The 26,980-nt window shown below is 37.7% G+C and carries 28 protein-coding genes and 1 riboswitch; of the genes, 7 read left to right on the top strand and 21 right to left on the bottom strand.

Features of this window, described 5'->3' with window-relative positions; translation table 11 throughout:
* Positions 1–46: 46 nt before the first annotated feature.
* Entirely contained in the window at positions 47–1,324 is a 1,278-nt protein-coding gene (locus KHA88_RS03940) for an MFS transporter (RefSeq protein ID WP_213121425.1), read from the bottom strand.
* A gap of 205 nt (positions 1,325–1,529) precedes the next feature.
* A riboswitch (cobalamin riboswitch) is annotated at positions 1,530–1,724 on the top strand.
* Positions 1,725–1,847: 123 nt separating this feature from the next.
* Between KHA88_RS03940 and KHA88_RS03935 the strand changes: the two genes are divergently transcribed.
* The 3 genes from KHA88_RS03935 to KHA88_RS03925 are packed head-to-tail and all read left to right on the top strand — an operon-like array spanning position 1,848 to position 5,559.
* Positions 1,848–4,115, top strand: coding sequence for a ribonucleoside-diphosphate reductase subunit alpha (locus KHA88_RS03935; protein ID WP_213121424.1), 2,268 nt, complete (start codon positions 1,848–1,850; stop codon positions 4,113–4,115).
* The gene (locus KHA88_RS03930) at positions 4,103–4,543 is read left to right on the top strand and encodes a flavodoxin (RefSeq protein WP_213121734.1); all 441 of its coding nucleotides are present in this window, start codon (positions 4,103–4,105) and stop codon (positions 4,541–4,543) included. The genes KHA88_RS03935 and KHA88_RS03930 overlap by 13 nt, the downstream gene beginning before the upstream one ends.
* Positions 4,519–5,559, top strand: coding sequence for a ribonucleotide-diphosphate reductase subunit beta (locus tag KHA88_RS03925; protein WP_213097068.1), 1,041 nt, complete (start codon positions 4,519–4,521; stop codon positions 5,557–5,559). Before KHA88_RS03930 ends, KHA88_RS03925 begins: the two co-directional genes overlap by 25 nt.
* A 108-nt stretch (positions 5,560–5,667) precedes the next feature.
* Here KHA88_RS03925 and KHA88_RS03920 read toward each other — a convergent pair whose 3' ends face one another.
* From KHA88_RS03920 to ku, 3 genes are all read right to left on the bottom strand, one after another.
* Positions 5,668–5,868: a cold-shock protein gene (locus KHA88_RS03920; protein ID WP_144919921.1), complete on the bottom strand. Its 201-nt coding sequence runs from the start codon at positions 5,866–5,868 to the stop codon at positions 5,668–5,670.
* 549 nt (positions 5,869–6,417) lie between these two features.
* Positions 6,418–7,077 (bottom strand): phosphatase PAP2 family protein, encoded by a 660-nt coding sequence (locus KHA88_RS03915; protein ID WP_213121423.1) that lies wholly within the window; start codon positions 7,075–7,077, stop codon positions 6,418–6,420.
* Between the two features lie 62 nt (positions 7,078–7,139).
* Complete coding sequence (ku, locus tag KHA88_RS03910) at positions 7,140–7,970, bottom strand: non-homologous end joining protein Ku (RefSeq protein WP_213121422.1); 831 nt, start codon at positions 7,968–7,970, stop codon at positions 7,140–7,142.
* A gap of 132 nt (positions 7,971–8,102) precedes the next feature.
* Here ku and ligD point away from each other — a divergent pair, with 132 nt between their 5' ends.
* On the top strand, positions 8,103–9,911 hold the full coding sequence (gene ligD / locus KHA88_RS03905; RefSeq protein WP_346729167.1) for a DNA ligase D: 1,809 nt from the start codon (positions 8,103–8,105) through the stop codon (positions 9,909–9,911).
* On the opposite strand, the gene KHA88_RS03900 is transcribed toward ligD, so the two are convergent.
* A complete protein-coding gene (locus tag KHA88_RS03900) occupies positions 9,912–10,640 on the bottom strand; it encodes a hypothetical protein (RefSeq protein WP_213121420.1) in 729 nt (242 codons plus the stop codon).
* Positions 10,641–10,744: 104 nt separating this feature from the next.
* Positions 10,745–11,068 carry a DUF4870 domain-containing protein gene (locus tag KHA88_RS03895; RefSeq protein WP_213097073.1) on the bottom strand — a complete coding sequence of 108 codons (324 nt, stop codon included), beginning with the start codon at positions 11,066–11,068 and terminating at the stop codon, positions 10,745–10,747.
* 359 nt (positions 11,069–11,427) lie between these two features.
* Here KHA88_RS03895 and KHA88_RS03890 point away from each other — a divergent pair, with 359 nt between their 5' ends.
* Positions 11,428–11,991, top strand: a complete 564-nt coding sequence (locus tag KHA88_RS03890; protein ID WP_213097074.1) for a GNAT family N-acetyltransferase — start codon at positions 11,428–11,430, stop codon at positions 11,989–11,991.
* 38 nt (positions 11,992–12,029) lie between these two features.
* Here KHA88_RS03890 and KHA88_RS03885 read toward each other — a convergent pair whose 3' ends face one another.
* Positions 12,030–12,182, bottom strand: a complete 153-nt coding sequence (locus tag KHA88_RS03885) for a DUF2639 domain-containing protein (protein ID WP_213121419.1) — start codon at positions 12,180–12,182, stop codon at positions 12,030–12,032.
* Positions 12,183–12,339: 157 nt separating this feature from the next.
* Here KHA88_RS03885 and KHA88_RS03880 point away from each other — a divergent pair, with 157 nt between their 5' ends.
* Positions 12,340–13,704 (top strand): MATE family efflux transporter, encoded by a 1,365-nt coding sequence (locus tag KHA88_RS03880; protein ID WP_213121418.1) that lies wholly within the window; start codon positions 12,340–12,342, stop codon positions 13,702–13,704.
* A gap of 101 nt (positions 13,705–13,805) precedes the next feature.
* Here KHA88_RS03880 and KHA88_RS03875 read toward each other — a convergent pair whose 3' ends face one another.
* Positions 13,806–14,579, bottom strand: a complete 774-nt coding sequence (locus tag KHA88_RS03875) for a CAP domain-containing protein (protein ID WP_213106958.1) — start codon at positions 14,577–14,579, stop codon at positions 13,806–13,808.
* A gap of 382 nt (positions 14,580–14,961) precedes the next feature.
* Here KHA88_RS03875 and KHA88_RS03870 point away from each other — a divergent pair, with 382 nt between their 5' ends.
* Complete coding sequence (locus KHA88_RS03870; protein ID WP_213097078.1) at positions 14,962–15,204, top strand: DNA alkylation repair protein; 243 nt, start codon at positions 14,962–14,964, stop codon at positions 15,202–15,204.
* A gap of 691 nt (positions 15,205–15,895) precedes the next feature.
* Here the strand turns inward: KHA88_RS03870 and KHA88_RS03865 are convergent.
* The 13 genes from KHA88_RS03865 to KHA88_RS03805 all read right to left on the bottom strand — a co-directional run bounded on the left by KHA88_RS03865 (position 15,896) and on the right by KHA88_RS03805 (position 26,860).
* Entirely contained in the window at positions 15,896–17,377 is a 1,482-nt protein-coding gene (locus tag KHA88_RS03865) for a lmo1851 family serine protease (RefSeq protein ID WP_213097854.1), read from the bottom strand.
* Positions 17,378–17,536: 159 nt separating this feature from the next.
* Positions 17,537–18,361 carry a D-alanyl-D-alanine carboxypeptidase family protein gene (locus KHA88_RS03860; protein WP_213097079.1) on the bottom strand — a complete coding sequence of 275 codons (825 nt, stop codon included), beginning with the start codon at positions 18,359–18,361 and terminating at the stop codon, positions 17,537–17,539.
* Positions 18,362–18,396: 35 nt separating this feature from the next.
* On the bottom strand, positions 18,397–19,104 hold the full coding sequence (gene deoD / locus KHA88_RS03855) for a purine-nucleoside phosphorylase (protein WP_213097080.1): 708 nt from the start codon (positions 19,102–19,104) through the stop codon (positions 18,397–18,399).
* 329 nt (positions 19,105–19,433) lie between these two features.
* Positions 19,434–19,604, bottom strand: coding sequence for a YozD family protein (locus KHA88_RS03850; protein ID WP_213097081.1), 171 nt, complete (start codon positions 19,602–19,604; stop codon positions 19,434–19,436).
* Positions 19,605–19,671: 67 nt separating this feature from the next.
* Positions 19,672–19,896 carry a YozE family protein gene (locus KHA88_RS03845; RefSeq protein ID WP_213097082.1) on the bottom strand — a complete coding sequence of 75 codons (225 nt, stop codon included), beginning with the start codon at positions 19,894–19,896 and terminating at the stop codon, positions 19,672–19,674.
* Positions 19,897–19,965: 69 nt separating this feature from the next.
* Positions 19,966–20,265, bottom strand: coding sequence for a YokU family protein (locus tag KHA88_RS03840; RefSeq protein ID WP_213097083.1), 300 nt, complete (start codon positions 20,263–20,265; stop codon positions 19,966–19,968).
* Positions 20,262–21,674, bottom strand: coding sequence for a lysine 2,3-aminomutase (kamA, locus tag KHA88_RS03835; RefSeq protein ID WP_213097084.1), 1,413 nt, complete (start codon positions 21,672–21,674; stop codon positions 20,262–20,264). Before kamA ends, KHA88_RS03840 begins: the two co-directional genes overlap by 4 nt.
* 84 nt (positions 21,675–21,758) lie before the next feature.
* Positions 21,759–22,601, bottom strand: a complete 843-nt coding sequence (gene ablB / locus KHA88_RS03830) for a putative beta-lysine N-acetyltransferase (RefSeq protein ID WP_213097085.1) — start codon at positions 22,599–22,601, stop codon at positions 21,759–21,761.
* Positions 22,582–23,877 carry a peptidase gene (locus tag KHA88_RS03825; RefSeq protein WP_213097086.1) on the bottom strand — a complete coding sequence of 432 codons (1,296 nt, stop codon included), beginning with the start codon at positions 23,875–23,877 and terminating at the stop codon, positions 22,582–22,584. The genes ablB and KHA88_RS03825 overlap by 20 nt, the downstream gene beginning before the upstream one ends.
* Positions 23,870–24,547 (bottom strand): 3-oxoacid CoA-transferase subunit B, encoded by a 678-nt coding sequence (locus tag KHA88_RS03820; RefSeq protein WP_213097087.1) that lies wholly within the window; start codon positions 24,545–24,547, stop codon positions 23,870–23,872. The genes KHA88_RS03825 and KHA88_RS03820 overlap by 8 nt, the downstream gene beginning before the upstream one ends.
* On the bottom strand, positions 24,526–25,224 hold the full coding sequence (locus tag KHA88_RS03815) for a CoA transferase subunit A (protein ID WP_213097088.1): 699 nt from the start codon (positions 25,222–25,224) through the stop codon (positions 24,526–24,528). Before KHA88_RS03815 ends, KHA88_RS03820 begins: the two co-directional genes overlap by 22 nt.
* Positions 25,205–26,575, bottom strand: a complete 1,371-nt coding sequence (locus tag KHA88_RS03810) for an aspartate aminotransferase family protein (RefSeq protein ID WP_213097089.1) — start codon at positions 26,573–26,575, stop codon at positions 25,205–25,207. The genes KHA88_RS03815 and KHA88_RS03810 overlap by 20 nt, the downstream gene beginning before the upstream one ends.
* Positions 26,576–26,704: 129 nt before the next feature.
* Positions 26,705–26,860 (bottom strand): YjcZ family sporulation protein, encoded by a 156-nt coding sequence (locus KHA88_RS03805; RefSeq protein WP_213097090.1) that lies wholly within the window; start codon positions 26,858–26,860, stop codon positions 26,705–26,707.
* Between the last annotated feature and the right edge of the window lie 120 nt (positions 26,861–26,980).

Here is a 26,980-nt window from a genome sequence, read left to right as displayed (position 1 = left end):
AACTGTCAAGCAGGAATCTTATGCATTTTTAGAATTCTCTAATGTACTAAGTGTTTTGAATCACATTAGTGATTCTTTTTCGATCTTTATGAATCGATTTAAATACAATGTAAAAATAAATCGATCCGCATAAATACAAAATACAAGTAATTGAAAAGACGAGCGCATAACCGTTATAAGATCCGTAATAGGCTACGAGGCCCATCGAAACAGGCCCCATTAATGCCCAGCCTAAATTAAATACCATTTGGTTCACCGAATTGGCAAATCCTTTGACGGAATCATCGACTTTTGACATCATTAACGACATCTGAATCGGATTTCCTGCATTCATTAAAGCTTGCCTAAATAAAAAGCCAATGGTTGCCAGTAGCAAGCTGTTTGTAAAACCAGTCAATAATAGAAATGGCAACGAAGCTAGCTGAAGTAAAACAACAGCCCTGACCTCACCTACTCTCCTAACGACTGCAGGACCAATAAACATCGCCACTGCCGTTGCTGCTTGGCCAAGAGAAATGATTAATCCAATCGAAGCGTTCGACGCGTGAAAACGATCTGCAAAATATAAATTTAAATAAGGGATGACGAGCCCTGCTCCAAATCCTATTAAAAGCTGAGCGACAGCGAATAAAATGATCAATTTCACATTGTTTTTTTGAATTTTTAAGTTATTTAAACTTCCTAAACTTTGTTTTGCATCTTTCACAAGACTCGGTTTTCGTTCCTCTTTAATTTTTAATAAAGGAAATAACCCAATAAAAAAAATAATTGAACCGATCATTAATGTAACCCGAATACTCATCAATGGTGAATATACCGAACCAAGTGTATCCGTCATAAATCCTCCAAAAAGATTTCCGATTACATTAGAAGCGGTCATTACTCCAAAGTGGAGAGCAAACAATTGAACGCGCTCTTCAGATCGGGAATTTTCGGCTAATAAAGGAATAATTGATACTTGAATAAAAGCCTGGGTCAACCCGGTGCCAAAAGCAGCAACTAATAAAAAAGACTGAGGTTCAATAATACTTCTAAAAAACAGTGATAGTCCGGTTAATGCCATTCCAAATAAAATGACTTTTTTCCGACCAATTCGGTCACTTAATATTCCAGCTGGAATCAAAATGATGGCCGTCGCGAGTGCAGTCATCGAAATGACCTGCCCGTTCATTTGATCCGGAAAGCCGAGTTCACGTATGTAAAAATTATAAATGACCATGAAAACACCAAGGCCTATTTGACTAAAGATATTTGCGTAAAAAGCATTTCTAATATTACTGTTATATTTTTTCCACTTATTTGCCCATTTGAAGGTCCAGGTCATTTTCAGTTGCCCCCAGATATTTATTTCGATACCCTAAACAATAATAAGCCTCGAAGTGGAAAAAGTAAACTTTCATTTTACTTTCAATCCGATAATTTTAGGATATGGAAAAGTATGTCGTTTTTTGTTGCCAATCTTTATTTCACATGCTACTATTATTTTAAATACTATATTTAGTGATTAACACTTTAATAACTACAACATATTGAATTCCAACGAGTAAAGGTGCCCAACCAGGGCTTAATAGGGAATCCGGTGAGATGCCGGAACTGTCCCCGCAACTGTAAATGCGTACGAACGGAAATGCCACTGCATCGATTAGCTTCACGGCTGCGATGCGGGAAGGTACCAAGTAGGATGATGCATGAGTCAGGAGACCTACCTTGCTTGTCAGAGTTTCAATTCTTCGGGGACTTAAGAAGATGAAACGATAGGGAAAAAGTTTTTCTGTCTTTTTCCCTATCGTTTGATCCGCTTCGTTCCCGAGGCGGATTTTTTTTATTTTATAAATGAGGTGAAATTGATGGCGACGATGGTTACAAAAGATCAAGGAAATAGAAGGTTGGCATTTGACAGGAAACGTTTATCCTCCTTTATCGAAAGGGTTACGTCAATTAATTCAGCGGATTTCAACGAGAAAATAGTTCGAAGTTTAGAATCAAAAAATGAGGTTAAGGCGAGTCACATTACTGATCTTCTCATTCAAAAAGCATTAGAAAATGTCGATGAAGCAAACACTCAATGGACGTTTGATGCTGCAAAGATTTACCTTCAAGATCTCTATAGGAAGGCAAGTCAAAATCGTGCCTATGACAAAGAATTAAAATACGGTGATTTTTACGGTTTATTAAAAACCTTAGCTGGAAAAGGGATTTATTCACCGAATATTTTAGAAAAGTATAATAGAACAGAAATCCTTGAATTAGCTAGCTTAATTGAGCCAGAGCGTGACTTATTATTTGATTACATTGGTTTACACACGTTAGCAACACGATATTTAGCAACTGATCATCAGAAAAATACATATGAGCTCCCGCAAGAACGATGGTTGGTGATTGCTTTACACCTTATGCAGGATGAACCGATTGAAAAACGTTCCGAACTCGTCGCTGAGGCATATTGGGCTTTATCTAATCTATATATGACAGTTGCAACACCTACTCTGGCGAATGCTGGACTTGCCCATGGCCAGTTATCTAGCTGCTTCATTGATACAGTTGATGATTCTTTGATGGGGATTTATAACAGTAATACTGACGTTGCCAGGCTCTCTAAAGATGGCGGCGGAATTGGCGTCTATATGGGGAAAGTAAGAAGTCGGGGTAGTTCAATTAAAGGCTTCAAGGGTGCTTCTTCCGGAATTTTGCCGTGGGTAAAACAGCTCAACAATACTGCAGTCAGCGTAGACCAGTTGGGCCGCAGAAAAGGCGCCATTGCTGTCTATCTTGATGTATGGCATGCGGATATTCTCTTATTCTTAGATTTGAAACTTAATAATGGAGATGAACGTCAACGGGCACATGACATTTTCACCGGCGTTTGCTTGCCTGATCTCTTTATGGAACAGGTAGAAAGGCGCGGCGATTGGTACTTATTTGATCCGCATGAAGTTAAAAATGTGATGGGTTATTCGCTAGAAGATTTTTATGACGAGAAAAAAGGTGAAGGCAGTTTTAGGGAAAAATATGAGGAATGTGTTCAAAGCAATGCAATTAATAAGACAAAGGTTCCTGCGATTCAAATTATGGCAAGAATTATGAAATCACAGCTAGAAACTGGTACTCCTTTCATGTTTTACCGGGACGAGGTAAACCGAAAAAACCCGAATAAGCATGAAGGAATGGTTTATTCCAGTAATTTGTGTACAGAAATTTTGCAAAATCAGTCCCCCACGATTCAATATGATGAAACAGTAGACGGTGACACAATCATCACCTATAAAAAAGCCGGTGATTTTGTTGTTTGTAACCTCTCTTCTATTAATCTTGGAAAAGCTGTTCCGGAAAATGTGCTAGAGCGCCTCATTCCCATTCAAATGAGGATGCTAGATAATGTGATCGACTTAAATACGATTGATGTCAAACAAGCGACGATAACGAATAAAAAATATAGAGCCGTTGGGCAGGGTACTTTCGGATGGCATCATCTATTAGCATTAAAAGGAATTCCCTGGGAATCGAAAGAGGCAGTTACATTCGCTGAAGAACTTTACGAACGCATCGCCCAACTAACCATTAAAGCTAGCATTGACTTAGCAAAAGAAAAAGGTGCCTATCCAAAATTTAAAGGCAGCGATTGGCAAACAGGCAAATACTTCGAACAACGCGGTTATTTAACCGGAGACAATGCAAATTCGTGGAAGCAGCTGATGAATGAAGTAGCTGAACACGGAATTAGAAATGGATATTTAATGGCTGTAGCACCAAATTCAAGTACGTCCGTCATCGCTGGTTCGACAGCGAGTATTGACCCAATTTTTAAACCTTTCTATCACGAAGAAAAGAAAGACTTTAAACTCCCAGTCGTCGCGCCAGACTTGGACCACAATACGTATGATATTTACCGACGTTCTGCCTATATTGTTGATCAACGCTGGTCGATTCAGCAAAATGCAGCTAGGCAACGTCATATTGATCAATCTATTTCTTTCAACTTCTATGTTCCGAACAATATCAAGGCGAAAGTGATGCTTGATTTACATTTACAAGCTTGGGATTCAGGAATGAAAACAACGTATTACGTCCGCTCTACTGCGTCGGACATTGAGGACTGTGTTTGGTGCGAATCTTAATATGTTACGCAAGTTTTAGTGGAAATACGAAGGAAGTTGCAGAGCTTATAGAAAAAAAATTATTAAAAGAAAACCAAGACGTCTATGTATACCGAATAGGATCTGGAAGCATTCCGGATCCTTCACTCTTCGATGTAATGATGATTGGTTCTTTTACTTGGGGAAAAGGCTCTACGCCAGAGGTAGTGAAAGATTTTATATATGAAATCGGTTATAAGCCCCCCACTGTTTTTGTTTTCGGGACAGGTGATACTCAATTTGGTGGCGATTTGTTATTTTGTCATGCTGCTGTTAAATTAGCAAAGTTTTATCAATCATCATATGAACCTTTAAAAATTGAACAAAGTCCAAGAGGAGCTCAAGAAGAAAAGGTGATCTCTTGGACGGAAGGAGTGCTGACGCATTGTATGAACTACTTGAAAAAGTAAAAGTATTAGAGCCAACCAACCCTAATAAGTCAACTGCTTTATTTGGAGGTAAAGCAAGCGGAATTTTAAATTGGAACGATATTGCCTACCCCCACTTTTATCAACATCGGGAGCAAATTCGCGCATTGTTTTGGCGTGCAAGCGAAGTTGATATGACACAAGATACTAAGCAGTTCCCTACATTATCGCACCAGGAACAGGATGCGTTTTTAAAAATCATTGGCTTGCTAGCAACACTAGATGGCCCGCAAACAGATGTAGCTTCAAGAATTTCAAATTTATCTACCGATCCATCCGTCAAGTCAATTATGTCTACGATTGCTGACCAGGAGAGCGAACATAATCACAGCTATGCATATGTTCTCTCTTCCGTTACAACGCTGGATAAACAAATTGAGTCATTTGAAACTGGAAGAACAGATGGTGTTTTATTGAAGCGGAATGAACGAATTTTGGAAGTTTATAATGAATTTGCGGAAAGTCCTACTCTATTAAATGTACTAAAGGCAATGGTTTATACATCATTACTTGAAGGTCTCTTCTTTTATTCCGGCTTTGCCTTTTTCTATAATCTTGCTAGAAATCAAAAAATGGTTGGAACTTCGACAATGATTTCTTATATAAATCGCGATGAGCTGCAGCATGGACGTTTCATCAGTGACTTATTCCGTGCTACTTTAGCAGAAAATCCGAACTATAATACGAGTGAATTTACTAACTGGGTATATGATCAATTTCGTCATTCGGTTGAACAAGAAACAACATGGAGTTGGTATGTACTAGGTGGCATTGATGGGATTGACCTTATTGAAATGGAAGGATATATAAAGTATCGAGCTAATAAAATGCTGAGATTATTAGGGTTGAGTGATATATACGAGGGATTTACAGAAAATCCAATGAAATGGATTCGTGCATACGTGGATAATTTCGATGATACGAAAACGGACTTCTTTGAACAAAAATCCCGGCAATATACGAAGACTAGTGATCTAAATGGCTTTGATGAGCTATAGAAAAAACAGTTTGTGAATTAATGACATAAATAGTAAAAAGCAGCCAAATCGGCTGCTTTTTTTATAAAGATAAAACTGCCCCAAGGGGCAGTTTTTCAGTGAACTTAATTATAGTTTAACAACGTTTTCAGCTTGTGGGCCACGTTGTCCTTCAACGATTTCAAATTCAACTTGTTGACCTTCGTCAAGAGTTTTGTAACCTTCGCCTTGAATAGCGCTGAAGTGTACGAATACGTCGTTTCCGCCTTCAACTTCGATGAAGCCGAATCCTTTTTCACTGTTAAACCATTTTACTGTTCCTGTAGCCATTGGTAAAAACCTCCAAAAATTTTTTAATATGTTACTCATATTTACGGTGTAAATAAAAATTCACATATTATAAACAATACCCACATCCTGGAGTAGATATTCATTATAACATGCGAATTTAACTCCATACATACTTATTAATATTAAACAATGCAGCCGGGTGTTGCGTGGTAATGACAGGATTACTTATAATAATTGGTCGTTTTGTAAATCCAAAACAACGAAAGCCCTTCCTCTCTCTCGTCCTTACGGCTCCTAGGCCGTGCCAGTGAGATTTGTCTTAGCAAAACAATGTACTGAATATTTTCAGCCATTGGAGGAAAAAGGATCTTATGATTAAAGGTTAATATATAACCTTTATTTTGAAACTGTAATTAAGTTCATTCTTATAATACATGAGTTAAATTTAAAAAGCAAGAAAATGGGCGAAAACTTTTTTCTGCATTTTTCGCCAAAAACTAATTGGCTCCAGCTTTTTTTATTATTTGTCCAACGGCCACCCCCAGTCTTTGTCTAAAATTATAACAGTTTATTTTTAACTTTCAACTATTATGTTAGCGCTTTCCTATTTTTTTCAACTAAACCAAAAATTATACTGCCTATCCCTATCCATAAGGTTCCTGCAGCGTAACCGGCAATTACATCACTCGGATAGTGAACGCCAAGATAAATACGACTTAAACCGATAAGGATGATGAGTACACTTGCAATTATACTCCCGGTTAATGCAGTTCGATTCCATCCATACATCTTGTATAGTACAAAAATTACACCACCAAAAAATATGACCGAACCCATTGCATGTCCACTTGGAAAGCTAAATCCATGTTCTTTAACGAGTTGCAAAATGTCAGGTCTCTCTCTTTTGAAAATTGCTTTTAACAGTCGGTTGAAAACGCCTGCTCCAATGGCAACTGAAATAACTAAATAAAGAGCTAATAAGCGATTTCTTGTGAAAAAGACAATACTAAAAAATACGATTGTCATTAATGCGACTCCCTTAACGGAACCAAAAAAGGTAATGAATAGAAAGAATGTGGTTAATGATGGACTGATCATTGCTTGAACTGGTTTAATAATCGATAAGTCAAAACGTTCTAGGGCTGAACTATTTAATGTCGCTGCAAGAAATAGAAAAATCCCTGTGCCCACTAATGCAATTACAATACTGATTAATGGAAAATCATTAGCTTTTTGTTGTGTGTTCATAAAATTCCTCTTCCATTTTTTTCTCTATATTAACATAAACACAAATAAATGGAACTTATCTTTTATTTGGACTGTGCTTCCTTCTTCGCTGTTTTTCTTCTAACGGTTTTTTTAGCAGCAGGTTTCGTTCTATCAATGGATGCCTGTAATGCAGCCATCAAATCCGTCATATTGGCGGCAGGTGCTTTTTCCTTCACCGTAACCAATTCTTGCCCACTTCTCTTGGCTTCGATCAATTCAAGTAGCTTCGATCTATATTCGTCATGATATTTTTCTGGATTAAAAGTAGTCGTTAACTGATCAATAAGTAAAATGGCCGTGTCAATTTCTTTTTTTGACACTTCATCGGCAGCTGGAACATTCGGAACATCTGCAGCTTTTCTCACCTCATCAGGGAAGTGAATGGTTTCCATTAATAATGTGCCTCCGAAAACGCGAATTACAGCTAGTTGCTCTTTGGATCGTATGATTATCTTGGCAAGGCCTGCTTTTTCCGATTCAGTCAACGCTTTCCGTAACAGTCCATAAGCCTTCATTCCACCTCCATCAGGAGACATATAATAACTTCTATTAAAGTATATTGGATCTATTTCATTTAACTTAATAAAATCGATGATTTCGACAGCTCTTTCACCAGTTGCTTCGCTAAGTTCTTTTAGCTCGTCTTCTTCCACAATGACAAATTTCCCTTTCGTAATTTCATACCCTTTGACAATTTCTTTTATATCTAATTCTTTTTCACATACTGGGCATATTTTTTCATACTTAATCGGGGTATGACATTCTTTATGAAGAGAACGAAATTTCACATCTTTATCTTCCGTAGCTGCATGCAGCTTTATCGGGATATTAACTAGACCAAAACTGATACTTCCCTTCCACATTGTATGCATATAATCACCTTTTTCTTTTTTATTAGTTTTGACTAGTTATATCTCTGTACACACAACAACTTATGGTAAATATTGAAGCTTCAGGGGCATACTAGACAAAACATAAAAAAGGTGTGTTCGTTTTTGAAACCTATGCTTCCTACTTTAGCATTCAAGCCTCCCGCTCAAGGTGAATGGCTATACGAAATTAAATATGATGGTTTTCGCGGTATTCTGGTATGGACAAAAGATGAGTGTTTTTTATGGAGCAGAAACGGGAAGGACCTATTACCTCAATTTCCTGAAATTAAGTCCTTTCTACTCCAATATCAAGAAGCTGTTTCTGACTCTCTTCCTCTAATTTTGGATGGTGAATTATGTATATTAGAAAATGAATGGAAAGCAAATTTTGAGCAAATCCAGATAAGAGGGAGATTGCGATCGAAGGATAAAATTGAAAAGGCTGCTGCTGATAGACCATGTACGTATCTTGCATTTGATTTATTATCTGTTGCTGATAAGAGCACCAGCTCTCTTCCCTATTTGAAAAGAAAGGAAGAATTATTAACTATTTTTACACGATTCGATTCATTAGTTTGCCCTTTTAAAATTGTCTCACATTTTAAGTCATATAAAAAAATAAAAGAAATAGTGAAGGACCATGATAGTGAAGGGATTGTTGCTAAACTAGCTAATGGCGTTTGGGAAGAAGGAAAAAGAACGTCAGCTTGGATAAAAATAAAGAACTGGAAAACTGTCTCCTGCTTTCTCACAGCATTTGATGATAATAATGGCTTTTTTCACGTCGGCGTTTGGAAAAGCAAAAAAGTCGTCTCATTAGGACTATTTGTAAATGGATTAAATTCAGAAACCAAAAATGCTTTGCGGGAATCAATCATCCGTAATTTCAATGAACGCAAAGATAGCTTGATACAAATTCAACCTGGAATATGTTTAGACCTCCATTATTTAGAATGGAAAGGTGAGCAGCTTCGTGAGCCTTATTTTAAGAATCTTCGTCTTGATTTAGACCATGAACAGTGTACATATGAACATTTTTTGGCTTCTGAAGCAGCTTTTCCGGAGGAGGTGGTCATCACACATCCGGAAAAAAAGTTATGGCATAAAAACTCGATAACGAAATTGGATTATCTTCGTTATTTAAAGAAAAGTTCAGCATTTCTGCTTCCGTTTTTAAAAGATCGGCTATTGACCGTTATTCGTGCCCCCCATGGAGAGTTTGGCGAAGCTTTTTATCAAAAAAGTATACCGGAATCGGCTCCGTCCTTTGTTCAATCCCATATGTATGAGTCAAATGAGATGATTGTTTGTAATGATTTAAAATCATTGATCTGGTTAGGAAATCAACTGGCAATTGAATTCCATATTCCGTTTCAAACGATCAAAAGCCAATTTGTCAGTGAAATTGTATTAGATCTGGATCCGCCATCACGGGAATATTTCTCGTTAGCAAGGAAAGCTGCATTAATCCTAAAAGACGTTCTAGATCAATTGAAACTGACTAGTTTTGTCAAGCTATCTGGTAATAAAGGAATGCAAATTTATATACCATTACCTGATAATCGTTACACATGGGAGGATACCCGTCATTTTACGGAATTTATTGCCAAGTTTCTCATTACCTATGATCCGCAATCTTACACCATTGAAAGATTGAAAAGAAATCGGGCAAAAAAACTTTATATTGATTTTATCCAACATGCAGAAGGGAAAACGATTATCGCTCCCTACTCAGTTCGAAATAATTCCGATAATCTGGTAGCAGCGCCATTATTCTGGCATGAGGTCAATGATCACTTAATCCCGGACGATTTTACAATGGAGACAGTACTCAAGAGAATAGAGGTTTTCAGTGATCCATTTTCGTTATTTTTCCATAGCAAAAAGACCCAACCTTTTCATCAAGTGCTGCAAATGATTAAAGAGGGAGAGTCGAATTGATTATCGGAAAAATAGGGCTAAACAAAAATGGCGTTCATAATCTTTTATATTGCTATCAAAAGTTACGACAGGAGTACTCGCATAAAAGAGTTTTTGTAACCTTGTTGGCATTAATCCTTGTGAAATTGTCATGATTTTTCTTCCGTTTTTTGTAACAACAAAATTATAAGCCATCTTTTTATATTGGTAACGATCCAATCCATTACTCCCATAAAATTCTCGTTTATTCTGTTTTTTAGCACTAAATAACAGTTCATTTCCTTCTGTGTACAAATGAAACGAATGCTTTTCCTTAAAGGCGAGGCATGTCATATTTTTTTCATGGTCCATTACCCTTAAAACCCGTGCTTTCTTGGAGTTAGTTGCTTTTATTTTGGATTTTTTCTCTTTGCCTGTTACCGCTACTATAGAAAATTTACAAATCCCATTACTAGAGAATAACTTCCAATGGTATGCAGAAACTGGTGACGGCATGATCAAAAAATAGACAGATCCTTGCTGCTTGGCAAAATGGGGTCTTGGTAAAGCATTGACCTTAAATGAAAAATATAAATATCGAAAAAAATAATAAACAATACTGGCTAATATAAATATCCCTGTACCAATAACAGGGAAAATATGCGTTTTCTTTAAACATGGAAGAACTACTATAGTAAGAAAAATTGTATACAAAATGGATTGATGAATGTATAAACGGGCCATGCCAGAATAGTGGTTTCTAATGTTCATATGGCTCCCCCTGCTTTGGAGTGTGACTCCATTATATGAAATGCAAGAAGGGTTTATACCAGCTGATTTGATAGACAAAAAAACCTGGCGATCACCAGATCATTTTATTTTAAAAAACGGATGACAAATGGAATTCGATATATTTGCCCATCATATGCTTTGATTGCGCCAATGATTGTAAATACTAGTGCGAGAAATCCAATAATCGGCAAAAGCACAAAACCAATTAAAATAATCATGAGCACAGATGCAATTAAACTATAAATAGTATAAGAAATAAAAAAATTCATATATTCCCTTCCATGAAAATCTACAAATGACGAATCATCTTTTTTAATAAGCCAAATAATTAAAGGACCAAGCACCGCCGAGAAAAAACTTGAAATATAGATTGCCGCTGCAAATAACCTCTCGTTCTTATCTTCCATACATATTCCTCCCTTCTACTAATCTCTATTATACGGTTAATCACTCCAAAAGTTTCAGATATTCATTAAAATGTACATATATATATGCTAAAGAAATGTGTCAAATTAAGTCGAAAAAAGTCATAAAATAAATTTTATTTTCCTATTTCCAAATGAAGTTTTTTTTTGTATGATGTCATTAGAAATAATGAAAATTAAATACAGCTCATAATTGAGGGAAGGCAAATGGTGCGCCACCAGTCTGTTGCTTGGCTGGTTCTAGTGGGTTCGATTCCCACCCCGAAATTTTTTATGCAACTTTAAAAAATTTCGAGGGTAGGAACGAATTTACGGGACTGCCCTGCCCAGGAGGGAGTTCTATGTTGAAAAAACGTGAATTGAATGGGCATGAATGTCATGCTTTATTTGATTTAATGACGCACCCGGATGTCTTCCCTTTCGTCCGTCAAAAAGCAAATTCTTATGAAGAATTTATGTTTTTAACAAAGCAGACTATCGAAGCAGAAGAGCGCGGAGAATTAATTTCTCGAACCATTTTGGATGAGTGGGAAAATCCAATTGGAACAATTAATCTATTTGATATTAAAGACAATGCCGGATTTTTAGGCACCTGGATTGGAAAGCCATATCACGGAAAAGGGATGAACACGATAGCAAAAGAAGCCTTTTTCCAAGAGTTATTTTTTGAAAGAGAGATTGCTACTGTATATATGAGGATCCGCCAGGAAAATATCCGTTCAAGGAAAGCTGCAGAGAAGCTTCCTTATACGGTTAGAGCAAACGAATCACGGCCTTTAGTATTTCAACAATTAAACCAAAACGGTTATATTTATGATTTATATGAAGTTCCGAAGGATTTGTTTACAATGAATTACATGAGGCAATCTGCTGTCGTTGAAGAATTGCAGCCTCTAGAAGCCTAGAATAAAAATAACAGCCGGAATTTTTCCGGCTGTTATTTTTATTTCCCGCGCTCACTACTCATTTTATCGTGGAAATTCCTTAAAATATATGTTTTATATGACTCTAATTTCTTTTTCTTTTCCGGATGATAACGAATCCCCATTTCTTTTAATTGAGCAATATACCAACCTTTTGAATATCGATAAGCCAAATATATCTCTCCTCTCTTTTTCTATATCATGTATATGAAAGGAAATAGATTATATTCTGTTTACATAATAATATTATGAGTGCCTATTTCGAATATTAACAAACTCTGCCAATATGTTATAATTTAATTTACAAAAATTTATACATCGAGGTAGAAAATGAAGCAGACAAATACTTTACGAGAAAAACTTCTGCAATTATGGGTCATTTTTACTCCTATTTTGATTACCCAACTTGCGATGTTTTCTATGACTTTCTTTGATATTATGATGACGGGAAAATATTCCGCGAATCATTTGGCCGGGGTTGCCATTGGTTCTTCTTTCTGGGTGCCTATCTTTACTGGTCTTAGTGGCATACTTTTATCTGTTACACCCATCGTAGCCCATTTAGTTGGAGCGAAAAAGAAACATGAAGTTCCCTTCTCTGTCATTCAGGGGATTTACGCAGGAATCGCTATGGCGTTATTGGTTTTATTAATCGGCTCTATCATTCTTATGCCGTTGCTAAATGGGATGAATTTGGAAGATGAAGTAAGGCATGTGGCTAAGTTTTACTTGGTTTCATTAGCTTTTGGAATCATTCCGTTATTTGTTTATAACGTTCTAAGATGTTTTATGGATGCACTTGGAAAAACAAGGGTAACGATGATCATCACATTAATGTCTTTGCCAATTAACGTCATTCTGAACTATATTCTTATTTTTGGAAAGTTAGGCATGCCGCAAATGGGTGGTATTGGATCAGGTATTGCCTCTGCGATTACGTATTGGATTATTACTTTTATTGCGATCTGGATTATTCATCGGAAAAAGCCCTTTGTAGATTATCAAGTTTTCCATTCATTTCACAAAATATCTCTTGAAAAATGGAAAGAAATTTTTACTCTTGGAGTCCCAATTGGAATGTCTATTTTTGTGGAAACAAGCATATTTTCCGCCGTCACGCTATTCATGAGTAAATTTGGCACGAAGGTAATTGCTTCACACCAAGCAGCACTAAACTTTGCTTCTTTCATTTATATGATTCCATTAAGCATTTCTATGGCTTTGACCATACTAGTCGGATTCGAATCGGGTGCAAAAAGATTCAAGGATGCACGATCCTATAGCTTGCTTGGCATTGGGGGCGGCGTCACAATCTCTTTAGTAACTGGAATACTGCTATTTATTTTCCGGCCTGAGGTTGCCCATTTATACAGTGATGATCAGGCTGTTATAAGATTAACTTCTCAATTTCTACTCTATGCAGTTTTCTTTCAATTATCAGATGCGATTCTAGCTCCTATCCAAGGGACGCTACGTGGATATAAAGATGTAAATGTAACATTCATCATGGCATTAATTTCATTTTGGGTAATTGGTTTGCCCCTCGGTTACTTGTTGGCAAACAAGACGGAGATGGGGCCTTTTGGATTCTGGCTGGGTTTGATTATCGGTTTAGCCATAGGAGCTGCCACTTTGTCATACCGCTTAATCATTGTCCAAAAAAGACAATTTAATTTACAAAAAAGCGAACAGTAGCCAAATCGGCTGCTGTTCGCTTTTTAATGTCCGCACGATGCGGGTCGGGTCGGCTTTAGCACATGATGTGTCTCTCGTAGCCGCTCTCCCTTTATAGTTTATTATTTACCAATGAATTGTTGTGTCCAGTAGTTTCCGTTTTCTACGTGTCCGATACCAATATGAGTAAAGCTGCTGCTAAGAATATTAGCACGGTGACCTTCACTATTCATCCAAGCATTAACAACTTCTTGTGGTGTGCGTTGTCCCATGGCAATATTTTCACCTGCAGAACGATACGTAATACCAAATTTCTTCATCATATCAAATGGGGAACCGTATGTCGGGCTATTATGATCAAAATATTTGTTTACAGACATATCTCTAGATTTTTCACGTGCTACTTTGCTTAATTCAACATCTAATTTTAATGGAGCTAGTCCATTTTTTGTTCTTTCTTGGTTTGTCAATTCAAAAACTTGTTGTTCGAAAGCACTTAATTGTGAAGTTTCTTGTGAAGCAGCAGGTTTTTCTTGTTTTTGAACAGGTTGTTGCGGCTGTTGAACTGGCTCTGCTGGCTTTTGTTCAGGTGTCGGTTTTTGAACTGGTTTTTGAACTGGTTGTTGTACCGGTTTTTGCGGCTCAGCTTTTTGAGCTTCAGGTGCTTTATTATATTTATAATCTTTTTTATTCCAGTCAAAATTGTTATTATTATTCCAATCAAATTTGTAAGTCTTAAAAACTTGATTGCACCAATCATTCGAATCTGAAAAATTAACATACTTATAAACTACCTTTGTATCTATTGGTTGAACTTGCGCAGCATCAGCTTTCCCTACAAAAGGTGTTGCCATAAGTGCTACAGCTGCAGCAGTTGTAATGACTAATTTCTTCATTTTGTATTCCTCCCGAAGTTCTTTTTTCTTGCTTGCAAAATCATCTTAACACACGATTTTATGTAATATTTACGGAAGGAAATACCAGTTTCAAAAAGTCATATAAGTTTTTGATAGTTTTCATAAATGATAGTCTATAAACATGAAAATACCGCTCTTTTCAACATAATTATATGTTTGGCTTACATTGGCTGGATTGCCAATTTAACATAGTAGTTACCATTATTTTCTACGCATTTCATATTGACAGTTTTTAAAACTCTTCTTTTCGTTACATATATTACATTTTTATTTCAATTGTTACTTTTTCTCGTACTTAATTGATATTTTTTTATAGCTCTGGGTAACCTATAATACACATTATATAATTAAGGAGGATTACATGAACTCTCGGTATTGCTGTCCAAACTGCAAAACGAATCGTTCTCGTTTTAATATTATTGATCAGATTGTTCATGCAGTAAAATTAGATCCCCAAACAGGGGAAACAATTGAGCGCTATGAAGGATTGGACGATGCAGGGCCCTTTCATGCACCTTATAATGGTCCAGAACGGAGAATCCAGTGTGGCGCGTGCGGTTTAATTGAAGATGAAAAGACTTTTATCAAATTCGGTGAGAGGTGAGACAAACTCGAATAAACGAGTTGTCTATAGTCTTTTATTTTTATGTTAGATAGAGCAGGTTTTCCGAAGCTTACCGCTCGCTTTCCGCGGGGCGAGCGCCGAGCCGCTTCGTCGCTACGCTCCTGCAGGGTCTCGGCTGTCTCGCAGATCCCGCAGGAGTCGAGCGGACGCTTCTCCAAACCAATAAAATGCTACATTTAAAACAAATGAAAAGCCAACAAGCTTGTTAATTTTACGCAAAAGATTATCCTTTGGAACTACTTATTCGTAAATATCCATATATGGATTAAAAACCATTGATTGTTGATTTTTTATCATTGTACTCATTCATTTGAAATTGATCATTATGATTATAAACAAAAAAGATATAATTCCCTTAGAGAGTGAATTACCCGCTGTCTACTTGACAGGGGGCAGTTCAGCGTCTAGGTATTATATCTTTTTTTCTTTAGTTTCTATAAAGCTTAAATATTAAATTTAGCATGTTCCGTTGATTGGAGCGGAAGGCGGCGACTCCTGCGGGAAAAGCGCGTCTAGGTGAGATCCCGCAGGAGCGAAGCGACGAGGAAGCTCACCGACCGCCCGCGGAAAGCGTCCGCCTGGAGCGGAAATCAACAGTATTCCATAATACGCTTATACTAACAGGACTTTTTGGAGCCCCATAGTCTAAGGACTCTATAATCGGAGTCCTTTATTTTTTCTTATTTTTTGTTAAAACCTCTACAGCTTTTTTAACTTGTGGATCGTTTTTTTGTAAATGATCACGCAGTTTGGTCATTAATTCATTCGTTGTTTCCCCAGACAGTATTCCTGTAACCTTAAGTTTTTCAGCTTTTTGAAAATCCTTTACAGCTTTTTCTGTCTCTTCATTATAATAGGCGTCTACCTTACCAGGATTATACCCAAGGACTTTTAGCATTTCCTTTGCTGCCTTCACTTCATTTGACATAGAAGATTTCTTTAATTCAATTTCCGGATCAATATACGGGAGATTCGCATAGTCAGGCAGTAAAACTTTTATATCTGGTTTAATCCCTTTCTTATGAATCCAAGTTCCGGAAGGAGTAAGCCACTTCGCCATTGTATATTTAATATTCGAACCGTCGGAAAACTCTTCTGTCGTTTGTACAGTTCCTTTACCAAAGGATTTTTCTCCTATTAAAGGAACATTAGCAGACTCACTAACAGCGGCTGCTAATATTTCAGCTGCACTCGCACTTCCACCGTCAATGAGGACGGCCGTTGGGACAGTAATTTTCTTTCCATCTTTCGCAACAAATTCTTCAATCGATCCATCTCGATACGCTACTTGAAATAATTTGTTTCCATTTGGAACGAACAAATTGGATATTGAAATTGCTTGATCAAGAAGTCCACCAGGATTACGTCTTAAATCAAGGATCAAAGATTTCATTCCTTTATCTTTCATTTCATCCAATGCCGATGCTAGATCTTTATCAGTATGACTTGAAAAACTAGTTATTGAGATTTTTGCGACGCCATTTTTAAGCATTTCGGAATAAACAGTGTTAATCGGTATTTCATCTCTTATTAAAGTAACCTTAATTTCCTCTTTCTTGCCTGGCCGATGAATACTGAGGCTAACTTTTGTACCTTTTTTCCCCCGAATGAGGAGCACAGCTTCGCTTACACTCATTCCTTGTATACTTTTATCATCTACTGTAATAATTTTATCATTTGGCATAATGCCTGCTTTCTCGGCAGGTGAGCCTTTTATCGGGGAGACAACTACAATATTCCCCTTCTGTTCTTGTATTTCAGCACCGATTCCTTCAAAGGAAGATGATATACTTTCTTGAAACTTTTCATTATCTTCTTTAGACATATAATCAGAATATGGGTCATCTAAAGATTTCACCATACCTTCAATTGCACCATTTATTAATATTTCATTGTCAATTCCTTGGAAGTACTTCCCTTCCAGTACATCATATGCCTTATATAACTTACTAAATTCTTTCCTCTCCGGTATACCTACATTCACAGCTTTTTCATCTCCGAATGAAAGGGCTCCCAAAGTAATGCCAGCAGTGGAAAAAACCAAAATGAAAATAAGCATAATAAATTTAAACTTTTTCATGCGTATGTAAGTTTGTTGTTCGGAGGAATTTTCCAGATTCTTCTCTTCTTCCAATCTATTCACCACTTTCATCCCCATCAGCTTCACGATATGCAACAGCATTCTGATTTATTGTTTATAATTATTATTTTAACAGTTTTTATCACATTATAAAAGAAAATCCGCTAATCATGATTCACTATAAATAAAAACTCCCTATACGGGAGCTTTTATTTAACCATATGATACTTTTTATATCTTTTTTACTTCGTCAAAGAATTCTTCTAAAGTCCAATCCTTTTTATAAATAATATTGGCTGCTTTTATTCCAACGTACCGAAAGTGCCACGGCTCATATTGGTATCCTGTAATCTTTTCTTTTCCCTTCGGATACCTAAGGATAAATCCATATTCATGAGCATGGGCTTTAAGCCATTGCCCTTCAGCTGTATCTTCAAATTCTTCTGAAAGGAGAAGATTTGCACTTTCACTTGATATATCCATAGCAAGACCCGTTTGATGTTCGCTTTTTCCGGGAATTGCGACAGCCTGTATAGCTTTTTCTTCTCCAACTTTTGCAATTTCAGCGTTTAATATGATTTCTTGACGTCTATAGGAACGATAACCTGAAACTGCAAATAAGTGTATGTCAGATTTCTTTGCTTCAGAAAACATTATTTCTAAAGCCTTTGCTGCTTCTTTTCTTAAATAACTTTTTTCGATATCCTCATCTCCAAAAGAAAACGGGACATCGGGACGAACCAAGTCTATGGGTTCATATTTTCCTGGTAACCCATAGTCTTTATTAACGAGGGCTAGAATATTATCAGCATTTTTAATTTCTTGTACGCCATTTACTTCCTTTAACGTATTAAAATAGCTAGATTTGAGAGCTAATTCAGAAGGTGTGCCTGCTGGTAGAGTTACATGTTCATTCCTGCCTGCATACTCAACCTCTTCATTTTTATTACCTTTTTTATTTGATTTCTCAAATGTTTTACCGGATTGAAAGGGAATATCGATAGAACAGCCGGTCAATAACATAAGTGTTGTAAGTATAAAAAGTATTTTTTTCATATTTCCTCACTTCTCTTATCGAGATCATCTACATATCACGATTCCTTGATTGCTGCATCCAGCGCAACTTCAATCATTTCGTTAAAAGTTGTCTGTCTTTCTTCTGATGATGTTTCTTCTCCAGTCAAAATATGGTCGCTTACTGTCAAGACTGACAATGCCTTTCTTCCATATTTTGCAGCCAATGTATAAAGGGCCGAAGTTTCCATTTCAATTGCCAAAATGCCGTACCTGGCCCATTTTTCATGTTCAGCATTGTCATTATAAAACATATCTGCTGTGAAGACATTTCCTACTTTTACATTTAAGCCTTTTTCGATTGCCGCGTCGTATGAATTTTTAAGAAGATCAAAAGAAGCAGTTGGTGCAAAGTCAACGCCACCAAAAGTTAAACGATTCATTTGCGAATCGGTGGAAGCAGTCATAGCTAGAATGACATCGCGAACCTTTACATCTTTTTGAATCGCACCACATGTACCAACACGAATCAAGGTTTGGGCATTATAACTTTGCATCAATTCATTAATATAAATAGAGATGGATGGCACTCCCATGCCTGTCCCTTGCACCGATATTTTTTTACCTTTATAAGTACCGGTAAATCCAAACATATTCCTTACTTCATTGTAGCAAACTGCATTTTCAAGAAATGTTTCTGCGATATATTTTGCACGTAAAGGATCTCCTGGTAATAGAACCGTTTCTGCTATTTCTCCTTGTGCTGCGCCGATATGTATACTCATAATAATATCCTCCTAAATAAGTTGCTAAACCTCTTTCCTTATTGTAAATCTTTAACTTCTTTAAATGCAAATTATAACAAAAAACGCCAGAATATACTGGCGCTTATTGTCAACAAAAGGGGCTGTTCAAAAAGTCAGGTAACTGACCATTGTCAGCACTCTTATTTTAACTTTTTCGGGTTAAATGGGTCCGTTGATTTCCGCTCCAGACGCTTCGGAAAACCTGCTCTATCCAACATAAAAATAAAAAAGACCGTAAACAACTCGTTTTTTGGAGTTTGTCTACAGTCTGACGCCAGAATATACTGGCTTTTTTTGTTAAGAAAGATCTATTCTTCCCACTCTTCATCAATGATGCATTTTGATAGTAAATAATCAAAGGTAATATCCGCCAACTCTGCGGTTTCATCTTCTGTGGGAGTATACCCTCGTTTTATTAGTTCATGATAGAAAAATTCAGAGATTTCCTCTGTGTCGATAAACACTTCAATTTCTCGCATTCCCCTTCGCCCCTTTTCTGAATTTTCTATCCCACTAATTCCTTATTCTAATACAATAATGGTCGAGCTATTTGTTCTCTGACTCTATATATAACTCCCAAGCTTGATCGAAAAGAGCAACCGTCGGTAAATACTCGCCGTTCAACTCTAAGTAGCTACTAATTTCGTGATAGTCTTCCGAATCTTTTGGAAAGCTATGATCTGCATAGGCACCATTTGCGAACCTACTTAGTTCATCTTTTAATGTTGGTTGGCGATATTTCATTAAAAAGTGATAAAAGGATTTATTCATTGGAATCCGCCTTTCTGCGTACTTTCTATTGTTCCAATATAGCGGATTGTTAGATTTTCGTAAATACGACTATGAAAAGTCAAAGTAATTTCTTTTTAACAATCGTGGCAGTGACATAAAACTCTCGTAGTCTATTTTTGAACTTAATTTTGTACGATCAATTAAAAATAGCTGATCTTCGATTTCCTTAACCATTTTCTCGCTTTGATATTCCATCAAACACTTCTCGCAATAGATTGTGGGAGTATCGGTAATTTCAATGGCACGCGTTCCTTCAGGCAGCTCCCAAAAAACAGATCGGTTTACAATCATCGTTGTTTGATGATCGCACCATTCACATTTCTTCTCGACAGCCCCCTCACTGCTCATGTTTCATTCCCCTTCTTTATAGACAGTGACTTCTGAATCTCTGCTTTGTATTTTTTTTCTTTTAATTGATCTCGCTTTTCACGGAAGTCTTTCAATGAAGTATGATCAGGATCCTCCTGAAAGGCATTTCTCCGCTTTAATCTGTCTAAATCAGCTGGAATAATTGTTTTTTTACTTTCGTTAAATAAACCGGTAATCCCCGTTTGAGAATCATATTTATTCAAATCTGGATATATTTTTGCAAAATATAAATCTGCTGTTCCTGCCACATATTTTTCTGGTTCCGGATATGCTGCGATAACTCCTTCATAGTTTCTCAGGATCACCTTTCCTGGACTTTGCGAGATGATATTGTTTGGCTGAACAGCTATTTTCCCTCCTCCACCGGGAGCGTCAACGACAAAAGTTGGTACTGCATATCCAGATGTATGGCCGCGAAGTCCTTCGATAATTTCTAGCCCTTTTGATACAGGCGCTCGAAAATGACCAATCCCTTCGGACAAATCACATTGATAAATATAATACGGTCGAACGCGAATTTTAACAAGATCATGCATTAATTTTTTCATAATTGGCAGACTGTCGTTAATACCTGCCAAAATGACCGCTTGATTACCGACGGGAACACCGGCATCTGCCAATTTTTCACAAGCTTTTTTCGCTTCTTTTGTTATCTCGATAGACGTATTAAAATGAGTGTTAAGCCAAATAGGATGATACTTACGCAATATATTGCACAAATTATCCGTAATTCTTTGCGGAAATACTACGGGAGCTCTTGTACCTATTCTAATTATTTCTACATGGGGGATTGAGCGCAGATTTTTCAGTATATATTCAAGAACTTGATCATTGATAAGAAGGCCATCACCACCAGAAAGGAGTACATCTCTAACTGCTGGCGTATTGCGAATATATTCAATAGCGGCATCCATTTGTTTTTTTGGAACGCCCATACCGATTTGTCCAGAAAAGCGCCTTCGGGTACAATATCGACAATACATAGAACATTGGTTCGTTACCAGGAATAGGACTCTGTCAGGGTAGCGATGGGTCAATCCTGGAACGGGTGAGTCTTCATCTTCATGCAAAGGATCTTCCAAGTCATATTTTGTTTTGTTCAGTTCCTGTGCGAGTGGAACAGATTGCATCCTTATCGGACAGCTTGGATCATCATGACTCATTAGCCATGCATAATAAGGAGTGATATTAAGTGGGATCGTTTTGGTAGAAATTTTCACTCCTTCCTCTTCTTCGGGAGTAAGCTGAACAACTTTTTTTAAATCGGTTAATGTCCTAATTGTATGTGTCAACTGCCAGAGCCAGTCATTCCACTTCTCGTCTGGGACATCTTTCCATAGCTCAATATCTTTCCAGTGGCGTTTCGGTGTATATAAGTTAAAATCCACCCTTATCCCTCCAGTTGATGCCACTTTTTCTGGCCATAAGAATTTTTCCTCTATGCTCTACTATATGTTTAATGTCAATATAATTTACTGAAAGGATAAATCTTTCACCCAAACATTCATGCTCTCAAGTTTGTCGTAAATATAACAGTTTTTCGTTAGCCTTCCACGATATTGATAGTCCAGTTGAAAAAACGCTTTATTCATCCCATATGAAAGTGCTCTTGCAAGCGAATAGCTTGTAAATACCCCTTCATTACATAGTTCTTTTTCCAACTCGGAAAGTAAAACTTTCATCAAGCCATCTTTCCGGTATTCCGGCATTGTAGCACAATCTGTTAATTCGGCATTTTTATATTTATTATTGATTTCTGCAGATGCCGCACTAATGATTTCGCCATTTTCCTCTATATAATAATAAATTGTCCCTCCTTCCATCTCTTCTTTTATAAAAAATGGATTATGAATTGGTACAGGATAAACTTTAAATGTCTTTTTATATAAATTAGCTAGACGCTCACAGTCGGAATAGCTCGCCTTCCTCGCTTTCGCATATTTAGTCCTTACAGTTTTTTTACTTTTGGACTGAAGTACTTCATTTAATATTTCCTCTTCTTTATTCCAATTCTCATTCTCCTTTCTTTCCGAATGTAAATATTTCACCATAAAAACCGCATCATCACCGTGAAAATAATGATCTATCCATCCTTCGAGGATGTAACCTAGCCCAAGTAACAAACAGATATCCTTTTGCCTGCACTTAATAATAATTTTTTCCGCATTTATGTTTTTTGCGATTGCCCATATCTCGGCTTCCATCTTTTTAATGTCGCCCAAATAATCGTCAATCCGCAATCTTTTATTTAAATGGTCTTCCCAATAATATGCATGAAAATGGCGCCGTTTAAGCCTAATCATTTCCTGGGTCACTGGTGGGTCCCCCTTCCAGCCCGCACCATTCTATAGCTGTAAGAGCGATGACTTCAGCTGCTACAAAAATAGCTTGGAGATCAATATATTCATCTGTATGATGTGCAGCCTCCGCTGCGCCAGGGCCGAATACAAGGACTGGAGTATCACCCCATTCCGTCAGGATTCCACCATCCGTTCCCCATGGGGATGCTTCAATAATTGGCAATTGCCCTGTGACTTTTTTATACACAGAGGATGTTGTTTCAATGAGCGGATTGTCAAGATCCACTTCTGCAGGATGCCAGCGTGCACCAAACCATTCGATGCTTGGAGGATAATCACGAAACCACCGATCTGATTGTTTAAGCTGTTCCAATACCCCCTCTAATTCTTTTTCCGCATTGAACATTTTTTCACCAGGAGCCACACCCATTCTACCCTCAATGATGGCCAGATCCGGAACAGATGATGGCCATGTACCGCTGTATATTTTTCCGATATTAATCGGAATAGGAATGGGTATACCATCATAAAGTGGATCTGTTATTCTTTTATTCCGGTTTGCTTCTAATTCTTTGATTACATGAATTACTTCATATGCTTTATCAATTGCGCTGACACCGTGATATCTAGTCCCTCCATGCGCAGCTTTTCCTTGAATGTTAATCCTGAACCACATGGATCCTTGTTGTTTCGGAAAGAATTTCATATCAGTTGGTTCCGGAATAATTGCCCCATCCGCTTTATAACCTCTTATGACCGCTGATAATGTGCCTGCGCCGCCACTTTCTTCTTCGATAACACTTTGAAAAATCAAATCTCCTTTTAAACGAATACCAAGTTTTTTCAGTGCCTCTATAGCCAAAAGTAACGAAACGGTGCCACCCTTCATATCTGATGCACCACGGCCGAATAATTTACCGTCCTTTATATTTCCGCTATATGGATCCATCGTCCAATCGGACAGATTTCCTTCAGGAACAACATCAATATGGCCGTTGAGCAAAAGTGAACGGCCTCCGCCACTTCCACTTAACACTGCAGCTACATTTGGATTGCCAGCAAAATCTTCTCTATTGGCAAAGAAAAAAGGATGCTGTTTTAATTGATCCCGGTTAATTTCCCATATATCAAGGCTCAAGCCTAGTTCTCTACATTTCTCAATAATGATTGCTTGGGCTTTATTTTCATTCCCTCTTACGCTGTTTTCCTGTACAAGCCTTTGCAGAAATCGTACTCCATGTTCTTTGTTTTCTTTTAACCATAAATGGATTTGTTTTTGGGCTTCAATCATCAACTTCTCCCCCTATCCATCTAAGCTGCGGAGCGATCCTTATATTCGCCTCGGTATGATTAATAATTTCTTCGACAGTGTGGGGAACAAACACATCTGTAAGCAACAAACCGTTTTCTTCGATGGAAAAAACACCGAGATCAGTAATGACTAAATCTACACACCTTTGTGATGTTAAAGGCAAGCTGCATTCATTGACAAGCTTACTCCTCCCTTCTTTATCACTATGCATCATCATAACAGCGAGCTTTTTAGTTTTTGCGGCAAGTTCAATCGCCCCACCTATTCCAGGCACACGCTTTCCCGGTACAATCCAATTCGCTAAATCTCCCCGGGAGCTTACTTGAAGGGCTCCTAATATCGAAAGGTCAATTAAGCCTTTTCGAATCATCCCAAATGCGATTGTTGTATCAAAATAGGATCCTCCCTGATGAATCGTAACGGGAAGCCCTCCAGCATTGCATAAGTTTTCATCTTCCTTTCCAGGAGTAGGGCTGGGGCCCATTCCGGAAATGCCATTCTCCGCATGAAAGATCACTTTTACATTTGAAGGTAAATGATCAGGTACTAAAGAAGGAAGTCCAATCCCAAGATTAACAACCATGCCATTCTTAATCTCTTCTGCTGCTCTTTTGGCCATCCAATGTTTTACTGTGTTTCCCATGCCCATTTCCAGTCCACCCCTTTCGACTGGACTACCATGTCCACAAATATACCAGGTGTAATTATTTCTTCAGGTGAAAGGCTTCCCACGGGGACAATTTCCTTCGCTTCTACTATTGTAAAATTACCCGCCATAGCAACGAGGGGATTCGTGTTTCTAGCACTTTTGTCATATAGCAAATTACCGGCTGTATCCGCTTTTTCAGCATAAATAATACTTACATCTGCTGTAAGGGCTGTTTCAATTAAATATGTGGATCCGTCTATCATAGTTTGCAGCTTACCTTTCCTTATTATGGGATTATCCGCGCCTATTTCTGTAACGATTGCTTTCAAACCAACTCCTCCGGCCCGAATGCGCTCTGCCAATATACCCTGTGGCGAAAATTCTACGTCAAGTTTTCCTTCCTCCATTAATTTACCAGCGAAAGGATTTGAGCCAATATGTGAAGTGATTAACTTCTGAGCCCTTCCTGCCGAAACAATTTTACCAATTCCGATCTCTGGAAAACCCGTATCGTTTCCAATTAAAAATAAGCGGTCTATTCCGCTGTCGAGAATTGCCTTTATAAGCGTAGGTGGAGATCCGACTCCGCCAAACCCTCCAAACATTAACGTCATACCACAATGGAAATGTTCTAAAGTCTCTTCAATGGTAGAAACTTTACTGAATGGACTTTCCATCAGGCAACATCTCCTTTTTACTTAAAGTGGCTTCCATTGCCTCGAATGATTTCACAAGCAAACGATACATCTCATCCATTTCGTCTTCAGTGGTGATTAAGGGTGGAGAGAGGATAATGGCATCACCATTTCTCCCGTCTGTTCCCGATGATGCGGGATATAGTAAAAGCCCATTATTTTTAGCTGTTTTTATCAATGTTTCTGTAAATTGTGCGCCTCTAGGATAAGGGGTTTTCAAGGCTCTATTTTGAACAAATTCTATCCCTATCAATAACCCTTTTCCTCTTATGTCCCCGATAAAATCGAACTTACCTTTAAGCTGGTCTATTAAGTTATGGAAATATGTTATTTTTTCGGTAATGGACTCAACGCTTTGCTCCGAAGATAATATTTCGAGAACCGCTAGAGCTCCAGCTGCTGAAAGCGGGTTCGCACTCATTGTGTGTCCACTCATAATTATGTTAGAACCTTTCAAAATTGGATCAATTATTTCATCCGTAACAATGACTGCCCCGATTGGAGTATATCCTGCACCAAGACCTTTACCTAGACAAATGATATCCGGCCTTACTTCCCAGTGATCGCTTGCGAGCATTTTCCCTGTTCTAAAGCAACCGGTCATGACCTCGTCAGAAATTAATAAAATATTGTGGCGATCGCAAATCTCTTTAATTAATTCATAGTATCCTTCAGGAGGAGTAATCGCTGCTCCTGCTGCACCAATAATTGGCTCTGCAATAAAAGCTGCGATTTGATCGCTGCCAATTCTTCCTAAGATAGTATCCAGCTGCCTAGCACATTGCAGACCACATTCCGGAAATGCCTTTCCGAATGGACATCTATAACAATAAGGCGCCTCAATCATCGAGGATTCTCCGAGCATATTTAAAAATTTTTCTCTCCTAATGGGATGACCTGAGACTGATAATGCTCCGTTTGTAATCCCATGGTAGCTTATCCAACGAGAGATAATTTTGTTTTTTTGGGGCCTCCCTTTTTCTTGCCAATGCTGAATGGCTAATTTAATCGCCGTTTCAATTGCTTCGGATCCACTGTTTACTAGAAATGTCCAAGGGTATAATTCCCCAGTCATTTTACAAAGCAATTCGGCAAGTTTTTCTGCCGGTTCATTCGTAAATTGTGAGCGGTACGTAAAGGCGACTTTTTTTAATTGCTGACTTATTGCCTCGATGATCACCTCATTTCCATGGCCTAAATTCGCTGTAACGGCTCCAGAACAGCCATCGATATATTTTTTCCCAGAATCATCGTACAAGTAAATCCCTTCGCCCTTTGTTGCTACAGGATAGGTACTGTCTAATAAAGGTTTGATCAAATTAGATCGATGCATTCCACCGCCTCCTGTTTCAACATTTTCCTTATTTCAAATGTATGCCTGCATGCTGCTTTCATGCGTTTTTTCATTATTTCTGAATATGTAAAAACCCCCTTGAATGCAAGGGGGTAGAGCTTCATTTGGCTAACACCAACATGCACCAATGATGACTAGCAGGATAAACAATACAATAATTAACGCAAAACTACCTACAAAGCCACCACCACATCCACCATATCCACCATATCCACCATATCCTCCACAGCAGCCGTCATAACCGTAGCCACCATAACCATACATATTATTCACTCCTCAATTCTTTTTCTCTTCGCTCCCATATTATGTATGTGGTAGATGGGCCGATTGTGCGTATGCCTAGTAACATAAGAAAAGCACCCACATAATGTGAGTGCTAGGTAA

Origin of the sequence: Lederbergia citrea, from assembly GCF_018343525.1 — a bacterium.
GTDB classification, from domain to species: Bacteria; Bacillota; Bacilli; order Bacillales; family Bacillaceae_C; genus Lederbergia; species Lederbergia citrea.
Note: the sequence above shows the minus strand (reverse complement) of the source record. Positions and strands in the feature narration are given on the sequence as shown.